Raw genomic sequence first — 13,529 nt, forward strand, 5'->3', positions numbered from 1 at the left:
AACACAAGCCGGTAATGGATGTCAAGTAAAAAACCCCCACGTTCCCGAGCCGCCTTTCTACCCTGTAAACCTGCCTTCTGCCATAAAGTTCCACATATTGTCATCGCACATGCTCTTCTGGACGAGAGGAAGGCTTCAGTCCGGGGGGTTAACTCTAGCTAACTCAATACGTTACAAAGAATGTGCCTGACTTGCCTCCCGTCTATGGAAAGAATTATATCACATGAAGTTGTCCGTGTAAAGAAAAAACGGGCCGGATCCCCCGTTCCCGGAGCTGCTTCCGGGCGTGTCGCTGCCGGTGGTGGGCAGTGGTGGGCGAAACAGGACTTGAACCTGTGACCCCTTGCGTGTAAAGCAAGTGCTCTGCCAACTGAGCTATTCGCCCACGCTATTTCAACAGGATGGCAAGGGGGACCAGGGCGCAGTAACCCGCCACCAGAAGAATGGGTGCCAGGGTGATGGAGCCTATTGAGAGCATGACGTAACCAACGATTATCGATGCAAAACCTGCCGCAAAAAGCCAATAGCTTCTGGCCGAAAAAGCTATGACGTCACTCGCGGCTTCTCTGGTCTTGCGCCCCGTCCCGCCCTTTCTAGCCTTTTCTGGAGATTTCATGCGTCACCCCCGCAGCTCGCTGCCTATGATTTTTCTGATAGGTTCGTTCATGCTTCCGGTTCTGTAGCCCTCCAAATCTATCGTCACGAAAAGGAAGCCGAGTTTCCTGAGGTCGTTCACCACCAAGTCCCTTACCTCATGGGACAGCAGGTTGTCAAGCTCATCCGGCAGGACTTCTATGCGGGCCACGTCGCCATGAGTCCTCACCCTGACCTGAGAGAATCCTTGCCGCTTGAGGCTTTGTTCCGCCGCGGCGACTCGTTCGAGCTCCGGGCGAGTGATCTCCGTCCCGTACGGAAATCTCGATGCGAGGCAGGCCTGAGGGGGTTTGGACCAGTTGGGAAGCCCGACCGTCCTTGCAAGCTCTCTCACCTCTGATTTCGTGAGCCCCGCTTCTCTGAGCGGGCTCACTATACCGTGTTCTCTTGCGGCGCGCGAGCCCGGCCTGAAGTCGAGCAGATCGTCGCAGTTTGAGCCGTCGGCAACCCACTTGATGTTCCTCTCACGTGCAATTGCCTTGAGCTTTCCGAAGAGCTCGACCTTGCAGTGATAGCATCTTTCGGGGGGATTGCTGCTGAATCGGGGATCTGACAGCTCTTCCGTCTTGGCGACGAGACAGTTCGCGCCGATCTGTCTCGCCAGATCCAGAGCCTCCGCCAGTTCGCTCGGGGGATAGGTAGGCGAGTCTGCTATTACGGCCAGGACATTGCCCCCGAGCACGTTCACGGCCACCTTGAGAAGAAGAGAACTGTCAACGCCGCCCGAAAAAGCCACGAGAACGCTTCCAAGTCTCTCTATCAGGCTCTCGAGGTTTTCTAACTTGCCGGCCAGTTGCGCTTCCATGCTGTCTCTTCAGTTCTTCAAGCTCCAGACGAGTCCCGAGATCGGGTCGCGTCTCTCACACTTCTTATCGCCGCAAGGTGTTCTTCTATGGTCTTACTAAAGATGTGAGTGCCGTCGCCTCTCGCGACAAAGTACATGTCCTCACAATCCTTGAGCGGGAAGATGACCGCACTGACCGCGCTCTTCCCCGGATTGCAGATGGGGCCGGGCGGAAGTCCCGTCACGAAATACGTGTTGTAAGGGGAGCGCACCTCCAGATCTCTGTACACGATTCTATCCCTTCGACCTCCGAGCGCGTATGCCACCGTGGGGTCGGCTTGAAGTCTCCAGCCCTGCTTGAGCCTGTTCGTGAAGACGGCGGCTATTCTCGGACGTTCGTCGTCAACCTGCGCTTCGCCTTCCACGATCGAAGCAAGCGTTAGAACCTGATGCCAGCTCAGACCGACTTCGGCGGCCTTCTTGCCGAACTCCACGCCGAAGGCATGTCTGCCTTTGCTCACCATCTCCCTCACGATCTCGGCAGGTTCCATGCCCGGAACAAAACCGTACGTATCCGGAAAGAGATATCCCTCCAAAGAACGCGCATTCACACCGACGGAGTGAGCAAAGGTACTGTCGTCGACAAGCGCCAGAAAGGTCTTCGGGTCGAGGCGGATTTCGCGATAGAGAATGTCGGCTATCTCTTTCGACGTGAGACCCTCCGGAATCGTAACCAGGTCCTCGGGTTTCATTCCCTGGGTGAGCTGCCCTATTACTTCGAAGACGCCGAACTCTCTGTCTATCTTGAACCTGCCCGCCTTCATTTCCTTCTCGGCGCCGATGGCCCTGGCCGCCAGGATGAAAACCGCCTTGCTCCTTATGACGCCGCTCTCTTTGAGTATGCCCGCAATCTCCTGCAACTGTGCTCCCCGTGGGATGAGCACCATGATCTTCTCGGGCATACCTTCACGCGGAAGAGGCGGAAACGCGAGACTCACGACAAAGACGACCAACGCCAGGGCCAGCACGATGAGAAGCTTCCGTCCGATCCTTGTGAGCTTTTCTCTTTCCATGTTGAAAACGACTGCGACAAAGGGACAGGAGAAGTCGTTTACGGTGAGCCATTCAGTTCGGAATGTGTGCCATTCTCTTCAGGGCGTGAGCCTTCCTGCCGGGTTGTGTTGACCCTTCGACTCAAGAATGACTGGAGTATCAGGAGCGCGGCCACGATATCACGTTTTTCCTTTTTCTTCCTCGCGCGTTTGCTCAGTCCCAACAACAGTCGTTCCGCCTCCGCGGTCGAGAGTCTCTCGTCCCACAAAGTCACCTTCACGCCACAGGCAGAAGAGAGCTTGGAAGCGAAGCTCGTGACCTTCTCCGCTTGCGGGCCGGAAGTGCCGTCGAGAGACAAGGGGAGACCCACTACAATTTCGGCGACGGCCTCCCGGGTCACGAGCTCCCTGATTTCTGTGATCGCCTGCTCTTGGCTTCTCACGTGGAGAACAGAAGGATTCCCGGCCACCACCCCGCCCGGATCGCTGATGGAAACGCCTACTCTTCTTGTCCCGAAATCTATTCCCATCACGCGACCCATACGCCGTGTTCCAGTCTTTCTACGTCCCGGTCTTCTCCGAGGCAGAGCCTTTCCTCTTGACCATCGTCACCGAGGTTCCGCCCTCGAATTCAAAAACTACTTCGTCCATCAATGACTTGATTATCGCGAGCCCTCTTCCCCTGGATTCCACCGCCGCCTCGTCCAACTGGCACTTCACGCAGGAGGGATCGAAACCGGCGCCAGGATCCAAGACGGTGACTCTTAGAAGGTTTTCTTCGATCTGGTATGACAGAATCACGTGTTTCGCATCGCTGCATCCGCAACCGTGCTGAATGGCGTTCGTGCTCGCCTCGATCACGGATATCGCAATCGCATTCTTTTCGTCCTCGTCAAACCCGACGTAGTCGGCCACGGTGTCGCTCACCCTGTCAACCACACGAAGAAACTCCAAGCTGCCGGGTATTATCAGCTTTATGGAAGAATTGCGGCTAGCGTTCACGCGATTGCCTGTTGGCCTCTCCTCAAGGCTTCAAGGAGTCCTTGGATGTCAGCAGGAAGAGGGATCTCGAAGGACAACGTCTCCCCGCTGATCGGATGCCTGAATGTCAACGCAGCGGCGTGGAGCGCAGGACGCTCGATCAAACCGAGCATGTCGGATGCCTCCCTTCTCCTTTCGCCGCCAAGCCTAGAAACGGCCTTCGTTCTACCCCCGTACAGTGGATCCCCAAAAACGGGATGGCCCAGGTACGAAAAGTGTACTCTTATTTGATGCGTTCTTCCAGTCTCAAGCGAAGCCGTGGCGTGAGTGGCAAAGCAAAACCGCTCGAGAACGGAGAAACGCGTGGCCGCCTTCTTGCCCCTCTGCCAGTCCACTGCCATTTTTTTCCTGTGAATTCTGTGTCTCGCGATGGGAGCTTCGATTCTTCCCGAGCTTTCTTTGAGGAGGCCCCACACGACCAGATGGTACTTGCGTGCAACCTCTCTTTGTGCAATCTGCTTTGCGAGCGAAAGATGCGCCTGATCCGTTTTGGCGGCAACCAGCAAGCCCGAGGTTCCTTTGTCGAGCCTGTGTACTATGCCCGGACGCAAGACGCCGCCGATTCCGGAAAGGTCTCCGCAGTGGGCAAGAAGTGCGTTGACGAGGGTACCACTCTTCACACCGGCTCCTGGATGCACTACGAGCCCAGGAGGCTTGTTCACAACCACAAGGTGCTTGTCCTCAAAAACTATGTCAAGCGGAATTGGCTGGGCCTCGTGCACGCTGGCTTCCGGTTCCACCAGCGTCAGCGTCAGTTCCTGGCCCGCCCTCACTTTTTGGCTGCTCTTGGCCGTCTCACCGGCGACCCTGACGTTGCCTTCTCTTATGAGTCTCTGCGCTTGCGAGCGGGTAATCTGAGGAAAGAGCGCGGCGACCGCTACGTCAAGCCTTTTCCCCTCGGAGGCGTGGGGTATGTTCTTCTTGAGGATTTTCGGCATGGAACAAACCAGGAAAGAATCATTCTGCGGGGTGCCACGTGAGAAGAGAATGGTAAAGAAAGAGCAACACCCCCACGGTCACTGCGGTGTCGGCCACGTTGAATACGGGCCATCTCACACTCTTCCAGCCCACGTCGATGAAGTCCACCACCCCGCCGAGCCTCAGTCTATCAATCAGGTTGCCGATTGCGCCTGCAAGAACAAGGACAAGGGAGAAGGACATGCCGGGCCGACTTCTTCTTGACCGAAAGATAAGGAACAGGAGAACGAGTATGGTGAGAAAGGTCGTGAGAATGAGAGGAGTTCTGTGTCCGGAAAGTAACCCGAAAACGACGCCGGAGTTGCGAACAAAAGTGAGGCGCACGAAGTCTGTGAGGAGGGGTATGGACTGGCCCGGCTGCATGAGGCGAAGCACGACGAGCTTCGAGACCTGGTCGAGCAGCAGCGTGCCCGAAAGCACAAACAGGAACTTCTTCAACGACCCCTGCCCCCCTTTCACTGCCCGGCCTTCTCTTCTTTCTCCTTGCACTTTATGCAAAGCCTTGCGTGGGGGACCACCTCGAGTCTTTCCGGAGAAATGGGCTGGCCGCAAGACTCGCAGTTCCCGTACTCCTCTTTGTAGAGTCTCCTCAAGGCCTCGTTGATGTGATACAGCAGCCTTCCTTCCGCCGAGGCGAAGAGAAACGACTTCTCCCTCTCCATGGCGTCGGTACCGAGGTCGGCCATGTGGAACGTGTATGCCGAGACGTCGCCCGAAGAGTCCTTCAGCGTCTGGTTCAGCACATCTTTCTCCAAATGAGCCAACTGCACCAACACTTCTTCTCTCTCTTCCATCAGCCTCTTCTCGAAGTGCTTAAGATCTTTCTTGTTCACGTTTCTCACCCCTCCTGAGTCTGCCTTCCGGTCCTCGACCACCCGGGTCTCTCGCTTCTATGAGTCCTTTCTTATTATTCGGCCTTTTTCAGCGCAACCTTTACTTTCTCTCCATCGAGGGTCCATTCTTCCAGCGCGAAGCCTCCGGAGGCTTCGGTCTTCGGTAACGCCGGTTCTACGCGCTCGGCAAGAGACTCTCCTTCAATCGCCTTAGCCTGCTTGTCAGCAATCCCGGCAACGTCCCCGGGCAGCGCGGGCTCGATACTCTCGGCAAGGGCTTCGCTGGCTATGTAGTCTCTGGAGGCCTCAAGAATCGATCTCAGGTTTGCACCGGCTTCGTAGTACAGGACAATCCTGTCAGAGACTTCGAGCCCGGCCGTTTTCCGCAGAGACTGGAGCCGATGAACGAATTCCCTAACCGTGCCCTCTCGCCTGAGCTCGTCCGTGATCTTCGTCGTCAGCCAAACGCCCCACGTGCCTTCTCTGTCACCCCATCCAAAGACAGGCTGTTCCTCGCTCTCTACCGGACAGCGCAACGCGGCAGATTCCAGGGCAAGTTCCAAACCCTCTTTCTTCTTCTCCGTCACCTCAACCTCGGCGGAGGAAAGAACCACCTTTCCCTCCGAGGTCTCTATCTCGACCGTTCCACCGGAATGGATTCTCTGGAGCCCTTCCTGGTCCAGAGACTTGATGACCTTCGCAACCTCGTTCACCCTCTTACCGAAACGAGGGCCGAGAGCCTCGAATTTTGGCTTTGCGACATACTCAGTCACGCTTCTGTCATCCTGGGGAGCTTTTTCCGGGACATTCTTGTCGATCCGCACCTCTTTCACGTTGAGTTCTTCCTTCACAAGGTCACCGAACTGGGCAAGCGCTTCTTCCGCCACCCTCTTGGCCCCGACGACATAGACTGCCCGCAGAGGCTGGCGGATCTTGAACTTGGCATCGTTCCTCAGTGCCCTTCCGCGGATTTCTCTCCTGGCGGCGTTTCTCAGTGCCCTTCCGAGGGAGATGATGTCCATAACGGCGCGCATCTTCTCTTCGAGGGCGCTGTCAATGGCGCTCTCGTCGAATTGAGGAAAATCACAAAGGTGAACACTCTCGGGAACCGACGTGTTCCCCTTGCGCGCGATCTTCTGGTGAATCTCCTCGCTCACAAAAGGCGCGATTGGCGCGATCAGCCTGGCAACGTTGTTGAGGACGCCGTAAAGAGTCTCGTAGGCTCCGAGTTTGTCCGGGCCGAGCTCGGATTTCCAGAATCTTCGCCTGCATTTTCTTATGTACCAATTACTTAGGTCCTCTATCACAAACTCCTGAATCGCCCTGGCGGCCCGGGTTATCTCGTAGCTCTCCAGGTCGCCCCCGACCTGGCGCGTCAGCGAATTGAGCTTGGAGATAATCCACCTGTCGATCAAGGAAAGCTCGTAGCCGACCTTCGGACGCCCGCCTGCACCAGATCGCCCCGACGAATCCGTGCCGCAAGGCTTGGGCTCGAAGGGGCCGGCGCCGGAAGGCCGGAAACCGTCAATGTTGGCGTACAGCACGAAGAACTGGCAGGTATTCCTCAGCGTCCCTAGAAACTTGCTGGCCACTTCGGTCACGCCGTCCCTGTCGAATTTCGTGGGTATCCAGGGCGGACTCGTGGTCACAAGATACCAACGCAGGGCGTCCGCGCCTTCTTTCTCGAGAATCTCGGCGGGTTCCGCCGCGTTGCCGCGCGACTTACTCATCCGCTGCCCGTTCTTGTCGAGAATCATCTCTATCGGGACGACACTCTTGAAGCTGGACTCTCCGGAGACAAAAGACGAAATGGCGAGGAGGCTGTAGAACCAACCTCTCGACTGGTCCATGCCTTCGGAGATGAAGTCGGCCGGAAAGTTCTGCTCGAACTTGTCTCTGTTCTCGAAAGGATAATGCCATTGAGCGTACGGCATACTGCCGGAGTCAAACCAGCAGTCTATCACCTCGGGAGTGCGTCTCATGCTGCCGCCGCACGCCGGGCAATTCAGAACGAGTTCGTCCACCATCGGCTTGTGGAGATCGAGATCTTGTGGAAGAACGGCGCCAAGATTCTTCAGTTCCTCTATGCTGCCGACGCAGACTTCCTTTGCGCACGCCTCGCAGATCCAGACGTTGAGAGGAGTGCCCCAGAAACGGTCTCTGCTGAGCGCCCAATCCACGTTGTTCTCTATCCAGTTTGCAAATCTGGAAACCCCTATGTCTCTCGGATACCACTCGACCTTGCTATTGCACTCGACCATGAGATCCCTGTAGGACGTGGTCCTTATGTACCACGATTTTCTTGCGTAGTAGATGAGCGGCGAATCGCACCTCCAGCAGAACGGGTACGAGTGGACCACCTTCTCCTCTCCGTAAAGGAGCCCGCGATTCAGCAGGTCACGAATTATGTCTTTGTCCGCGTCTTTGACAAACACGTTGGCCCACGTCGTGACGTCTTCCGTGAAACGCCCCTCCCCGTCGACGGGTTGGAGCACGGGGAGACTTTTCTCCCTTCCCAGATTGTAGTCGTCCTCGCCGAAGGCCGGGGCGACGTGCACGATACCCGTGCCGTCTTCCATCGTCACGAACTCCGCAGTCTCCACCCTGAAGGCGTCGGGGGTGGAAGCGAAGAAAGGAAACACTGGCTCGTACTGGCTGCCCTCGAGCTTTCCTCCCGGGAACTCCTCGACGATCTCGTACTGACTCGACAGCGCGCCGATTCTCGCCCTGGCAAGAATGAGACTCTCGCCGCCGGTTTTCACTCTCACATATTTCTCTTCGGGATGAACTGCCAGCGCCACGTTCGAGATGAGCGTCCACGGGGTCGTGGTCCAGACAAGGAACGACGTGCCCGGTTCCGTCTTGTGCCTGAATCTCACGTAGACGGAGGGATCTTCGACGTCCCGGTATCCCTGTGACACCTCGTGGCTGGAGAGGGGCGTTCCGCAACGCGGACAATACGGCAGTATTTTGTGCGCCCGGTAGATGGCTCCTCTGTCCCAGAATTTCTTGAGAAGCCACCAGACCGATTCGATGTATTCGTTCGTGCAGGTAATGTATGGGTGATCGAGGTCCAGCCAGAAGCCGATCCTCTCCGTTACCTGTCTCCACTCCTTTTCGTACTTGAAGACGCTTTCTTTGCAGCGTCTGTTGAAGGCTTTGACACCGTATTTCTCGATTTGATCCTTGCTCGTGATGTTGAGTTCCTGCTCCACTTCGATCTCGACGGGCAGGCCGTGCGTGTCCCACCCCGCCTTTCTCTCGACCAGAAATCCCTGCATCGTCTTGTAGCGGCAGACCAGGTCCTTCACCGTCCTGGCCATCACGTGATGCACGCCGGGAAGCCCGTTGGCGGTCGGCGGGCCTTCGTAGAAGACAAAGCGCGGCGATTGAGACCTGAGGGCGAGGCTCTTTTCAAAAATGCTAGCAGTCTTCCAGAATTCGATTATCTTCTTCTCATTCGCTGCGTACGTCAGATCTTTTCCGAAACTCTCAAACATATTTCCTGGCCAAACGCGTCCGATGTTCGCCGATCCCCTTCAGATGCGACTGTTGCCGGCGACTGACTTGTCAGATGCGACTCACGACGTCCATTACGATTCGAGCTAGCTTGGGTTCCGCCTCCTCCGCGACCCGGAGAATCTTTGCTATGTCGGCTGGCTCAAGCTCTTCGGGCACGCACTTGTCGGTAACGACCGAGAGGCACAAAACTCTCATGCCGGAATGAATTGCGACCAGATTCTCTGGGACCACGGACATTCCCACCACGTCTGCTCCGGTCATGCGAAGAAATCTATATTCGGCCGCGGTTTCAAGATTGGGACCAGAGACCGCGACGAGCACGCCCCTGTGAGCCCTGACCTTCTCCCTGTCCGCCGCCTCCTGCGCCAGCCCGATGAGGTCCCCGTCGTAGGCTCGACTCATGTCGGGAAAACGGGGACCGAGGTCATCGTCGTTCGTTCCGATGAGAGGATTGTCACCCATGAGGTTTATGTGATCGCGGACGATCACGAAATCGCCGGGTTCATAGTCGGGATTCATCGCGCCCACGGCGCTCGAAAGGATCAACACCCTTGCCCCTACTGCCTTCATCACGCGGACGGGGAAGGCCACCTCTTGCATCGTGTAGCCTTCGTAGTAATGCACTCTGCCCCGCATTGTGACGACGGCCTTGCCCGCAAGCGTCCCGATTACAAGTTCTCCGGCGTGATACTCCACGGTGGAAACCGGGAAGTTTGGGATATCGGAATACGGAATCGTGACCTCTGCCTGCAAATGGTCCGCAAGCTGTCCCAGTCCCGTTCCCAGGATTATCCCGATTACCGGCGACGTCTTGGCGTTGGACCTTATGAAAGACGCGGCTTCGTCGATTTTCTTCTTGAGATCGCTCACCAAGTCTGGACACCCCCTCCAATTGCAGTTCACGAATCTGGCAGCCCGCCCGACTCGAGCGCGCGTGCAACGAGTTCTGCCGCCTCCGCTTCGCTCATCCCCCGGATGGCCACGCTCTTGTGTCTTGACGTCAGCCCTCTCACGATCTTCACTGAGCACTCGGGTAGCTCAAAGACTCGACATAGCAGCTTCGTGAGTTCCACGTTCGCCCTTCCCTCTACGGGAGGAGCCTTGAGTCGTACGCTCACGCTTCCGTCGGCCATCAGAGCCTTGACTTCCGTTCTTGAAGCGCCGGGCTGAACCCTGACTTTCAACAGGCAACTCTTCCTTTCGGCGGTTTTCTTCTGCCTGTTCCCCTCTCCCACGGTTTGTCTCGTTGTCTTATCGCGTTCGCTCTTGTCCTTTTTCCTGCTCACGTTTTCTTATCCAGCTAGTCTCCCCCGGTTGTGCGGACTTCCACGTACGGGACGCCCTCCGGCTCGGCATCGTGCTCCCCCGGCTCAGCGGAGCCTCGCCCTTCGTCCGATTCAGACGCGGCGCCCGTTCTGGCTTCTTCAAGATCCAACCGAAGGGCTCGCTGAGACTCCGAGAGCTTCGAGATGGCTTCTTCCTGTTCCTCCATGTCCACGGAATGAAATCTCAATATCTTGAGTTGGGTCTCCACGAGAGAGCGAAGTCGGGCAACGTAGATGTCCTTCTGGTTCTTCAGGTCCACGATTTCCCTTCTGAGCTCGCCGGCGCGGCGAGAAGCATCGTCGAGTATTCTATCCGCTTTGAGCTCCGCATCCCTCAGAATAAGCTCGGCCTCTTTCCTGGAGTTTTCTCTCGACTCGCTACTCACCCGTTCGGCAGTCAGGAGCGTGTCTCGAAGGGCCGTCTCCACCCTCTTGTATTCGTCCACCTGCGCCTCGAGTGCTGTCACCTGCTGCTCCAGATCTCTCTCCTTGTTGACCACCTGTTCCAGCTCGTCAGCCACAATGCCCAGAAAAATGCGCACCTCCTCGGCGTCTGCCCCCCGCACAACTTTCTTGAACTGTTGGTTGCGAATGTCAACCGGTGCGATTCTCAAAATATCCACCTCCATGCCTGGTCCGTGAGCAATAGAACACTCGCGTCTCTACCGTCTCTCTCCAAAAACCGCAGTACCCACCCTAATCACGGTCGCCCCTTCCTCTATTGCGACCTCGAAATCTCCACTCATTCCCATAGAAAGGACACTCATGTCAACGTTCGGAAAGCCGAGGCTCGAAATCTTCTCGCCGAGTCTTCTCAACAGAACAAAAGCGCCTCTCGCGTCGTCGGGTTGCTCGGCAAGCGGGCCCACCGTCATGAGTCCCCTCACGCGGATACCTTCGAGCACACACATTTGCTCCACGTGACCGGCGAGCTCATCCGGATCGAATCCGTACTTTGTCGCTTCGCCGGAAGTATTGACTTCGAGAAGCACGTCCGCGGTCCGCCCGGTTGCCGCGGCCCTATCACTTATGGCGCCGCCCAGTCTCACACTGTCGACAGACTGAATTACGTCGAAAATCTCCAGGGCACGCTTCACCTTGTTGGTCTGAAGATGCCCGACCATGTGCCACGTGACCTTCCTGCCGATTCTGTCGAACTTGGGCGAAGCCTCCTGGACTCTGTTCTCGCCCACGTGCTTTACACCGAGTTCTATTGCTTTTTCGACAACCTCGACCGGAATGGTCTTGGCGACTGCCACGACGGTTACTTCTGCCGGATTCCTTCCGGCCCTCGCTGCGGCAGATTCCACTCTCTCGGCCAGACAATCGAGTCTCGCTCTGATTTCAGATTCCGCCATATTATTCTGAAAATCCTCATTCCTGTAAACTATTTAATATAGCCGCCGGCACGCTTGCGCGCAATAGAGAAAACGGAGTGGCGTTCCATCAACCGGTGCTGCAGGTTCCCCGTCCCGGACTTGCAGATAGTATGAGGTGAATGCGGCGCTTTGCAGCTACGCGTTTGCGGCTTCCCAATCGCGGATCACGGTTATCGCGTCCTCGGAAGTATGGGCGAGCCTCAGGCTGTGAAGAAGATGTCTGCTTTGAGCCGCCCGACTGGAAACGCCCAAGACTTGAACTTGCGCCTCGGGGGTCTCGGCCGGAGAGAGTATCAGGAACACTACGTCTACGGGCTTCTCCGTGACCACGTCTGAAACGCCCTTTTTCGTCAATCCGAGTGCCACCACCGGAGTGCTCAGGCCTTTCACGCGCACGTGCGGGAAGGCGACACCTTCGTTGAGAAAAGTCGAACCCTGCTCTTCACGTTTCAATACGTCGGCAAACAGTACCCCGGCGTCTCCCGTGCCGGCGTCTTTCCAGACACTGTCCCAGACACTCCCCGCGAGCGTTCTGAGAACCACTTCTTTCGTGACAGGTTGATCCCAGATGACGACGCGTCGGGGCGACAGGAGCCCGGTCAGTGTCGACTGTTTCCTCGCCTGCGCCTCGGCCGCGGGTGCTCTCTTCTCGGGCGTCATTCCTTCCGGAACGTCGATCGCGGGCTGGCCGCCGGGTGCTTCCTCTTCACGGGTATCAAGAACAATGACAGTGACTCCTCTTGCGCCCTTCATAAGATTCCCGGCCACGTCCCTGTTCTTGCCCAGTCTTCTCCAGAAGGGCTTGGGAATCGGCCTCCCTACAATGATGTGGCCGACGCGATATTCCTTGGCGAACCTGAGAACGGTGTCTGCGACGTCCTCTCCCTTGTACGTGAAAACCATCGCGCCCAGCTGTTTCGCCAGAGTCAACGTGTCGGAGAGAAGGCGCTGGGTCCGAGCATCGATGGCGGTGGCGGCCTCTGAGGGGGTCTGAACGTAGACCGCGTACCAATTTCGGTTCAGTTTTCCCGCGAGACGCGAAGCATAGCGCAGCAGTTTCTCGGAGTTCGGACCGCGCGAACTCAGACAGACCATCACCTGGTCCGGAGTGGCGGCACTTCCGTCTTCCAGGATCTCACGCCTTCTCAAATCAATCTGTGAGGCGAGTTCTCTCAGTGTGAGTTCGCGGAGTTTCTCCAGATTCGAAATCTTGAAGAAATTGACTAGAGCGGCCTCGATACGCTCCTGAGGATAGATTTTCCCCGCCGCCAAACGCTTCTGCAAATCCTCGGTGCTCAGATCCACGTCAACGATCTGGTCGGCTTCGGCCAGCACGGAATCGGGAAGGCGCTCGCGCACCTTCACTCCCACTGCCTTCTCTACGGTGTCGTAAAGGCTTTCCAGATGCTGGACGTTCATTGTCGTGACGACGTGTATTCCGGCAGCGAGAACGTCCTGGACGTCCTCGTATCTCTTGGTGTTCCTGCCACCGGGAACGTTGGTGTGAGCCAGTTCATCGATGAGAGCCACTTGAGGCTTGCGGGCCAGGATTGCATCCGCGTCCATCTCTTCCACCGGAACGCCGCGATACTCTTGGCTGCGTCTTGGAACGATCTCCAGCCCCTCGGCAAGCTTGGCAATCTCGACTCGACCGTGTGTTTCGAGTAACCCTATCACCACGTCGATCCCTTCCTGCTTGAGTCGATGACCCTCCTGGAGCATCTGATAGGTCTTTCCCACTCCTGCACAATACCCCAGGTAAACCTTCAGTCGTCCGCGCTGGGAACTGCGGATCATTCTGAGAAATACGTCTGCCCTGTTCTCAACCATGGTTCACCATATCCAATCATTGCCGGTCATTCCCGAACATGTTCGATGTTTCCCGCGCATTCCCGATCATACTCCATCACGTTTGAGCATTTCCGAACACGTTCAGTCCACCGCGCTCCGGAGCGGCACGA

At 56.8% G+C, this 13,529-nt stretch carries 14 protein-coding genes and 1 tRNA gene; all 15 read right to left on the minus strand.

The annotated features are described in order from the left end of the window. Positions 1 to 309 precede the first annotated feature (309 nt). Positions 310 to 385: transfer RNA gene (locus tag NTX17_10120), tRNA-Val, on the minus strand. 3 nt (positions 386 to 388) lie between these two features. Further along, a complete protein-coding gene (locus tag NTX17_10125; protein MCX5801730.1) occupies positions 389 to 616 on the minus strand; it encodes a hypothetical protein in 228 nt (75 codons plus the stop codon). 3 nt (positions 617 to 619) lie between these two features. Continuing rightward, positions 620 to 1,459 (minus strand): ATP-dependent sacrificial sulfur transferase LarE, encoded by an 840-nt coding sequence (gene larE, locus NTX17_10130; protein ID MCX5801731.1) that lies wholly within the window; start codon positions 1,457 to 1,459, stop codon positions 620 to 622. Between the two features lie 17 nt (positions 1,460 to 1,476). Continuing rightward, entirely contained in the window at positions 1,477 to 2,511 is a 1,035-nt protein-coding gene (gene mltG, locus NTX17_10135; GenBank protein ID MCX5801732.1) for an endolytic transglycosylase MltG, read from the minus strand. A 38-nt stretch (positions 2,512 to 2,549) separates the two neighbouring features. Then, entirely contained in the window at positions 2,550 to 3,032 is a 483-nt protein-coding gene (ruvX, locus tag NTX17_10140) for a Holliday junction resolvase RuvX (GenBank protein ID MCX5801733.1), read from the minus strand. A 19-nt stretch (positions 3,033 to 3,051) separates the two neighbouring features. Then, entirely contained in the window at positions 3,052 to 3,492 is a 441-nt protein-coding gene (locus tag NTX17_10145) for an ATP-binding protein (GenBank protein ID MCX5801734.1), read from the minus strand. Next, positions 3,489 to 4,469 carry an RluA family pseudouridine synthase gene (locus NTX17_10150; GenBank protein ID MCX5801735.1) on the minus strand — a complete coding sequence of 327 codons (981 nt, stop codon included), beginning with the start codon at positions 4,467 to 4,469 and terminating at the stop codon, positions 3,489 to 3,491. The genes NTX17_10145 and NTX17_10150 overlap by 4 nt, the downstream gene beginning before the upstream one ends. 19 nt (positions 4,470 to 4,488) lie before the next feature. Continuing rightward, positions 4,489 to 4,968, minus strand: coding sequence for a signal peptidase II (gene lspA, locus NTX17_10155; GenBank protein MCX5801736.1), 480 nt, complete (start codon positions 4,966 to 4,968; stop codon positions 4,489 to 4,491). Continuing rightward, positions 4,965 to 5,342, minus strand: coding sequence for a TraR/DksA C4-type zinc finger protein (locus tag NTX17_10160; protein ID MCX5801737.1), 378 nt, complete (start codon positions 5,340 to 5,342; stop codon positions 4,965 to 4,967). The genes lspA and NTX17_10160 overlap by 4 nt, the downstream gene beginning before the upstream one ends. 74 nt (positions 5,343 to 5,416) lie before the next feature. After that, a complete protein-coding gene (gene ileS, locus NTX17_10165; GenBank protein ID MCX5801738.1) occupies positions 5,417 to 8,842 on the minus strand; it encodes an isoleucine--tRNA ligase in 3,426 nt (1,141 codons plus the stop codon). Positions 8,843 to 8,912: 70 nt separating this feature from the next. Further along, positions 8,913 to 9,734 (minus strand): purine-nucleoside phosphorylase, encoded by an 822-nt coding sequence (locus tag NTX17_10170; protein ID MCX5801739.1) that lies wholly within the window; start codon positions 9,732 to 9,734, stop codon positions 8,913 to 8,915. Between the two features lie 29 nt (positions 9,735 to 9,763). Further along, complete coding sequence (locus NTX17_10175; protein MCX5801740.1) at positions 9,764 to 10,150, minus strand: DUF167 domain-containing protein; 387 nt, start codon at positions 10,148 to 10,150, stop codon at positions 9,764 to 9,766. Positions 10,151 to 10,164: 14 nt separating this feature from the next. Continuing rightward, the gene (locus tag NTX17_10180) at positions 10,165 to 10,803 is read right to left on the minus strand and encodes a DivIVA domain-containing protein (protein ID MCX5801741.1); all 639 of its coding nucleotides are present in this window, start codon (positions 10,801 to 10,803) and stop codon (positions 10,165 to 10,167) included. Positions 10,804 to 10,851: 48 nt separating this feature from the next. Further along, positions 10,852 to 11,547, minus strand: coding sequence for a YggS family pyridoxal phosphate-dependent enzyme (locus tag NTX17_10185; protein ID MCX5801742.1), 696 nt, complete (start codon positions 11,545 to 11,547; stop codon positions 10,852 to 10,854). Between the two features lie 156 nt (positions 11,548 to 11,703). Continuing rightward, on the minus strand, positions 11,704 to 13,398 hold the full coding sequence (locus NTX17_10190) for a PTS sugar transporter subunit IIA (protein ID MCX5801743.1): 1,695 nt from the start codon (positions 13,396 to 13,398) through the stop codon (positions 11,704 to 11,706). Positions 13,399 to 13,529 lie beyond the last annotated feature (131 nt).

This window comes from Candidatus Eisenbacteria bacterium (genome assembly GCA_026388185.1).
In the GTDB taxonomy this organism is placed as follows: Bacteria; Eisenbacteria; RBG-16-71-46; order JAFGJU01; family JAFGJU01; genus JAPLKG01.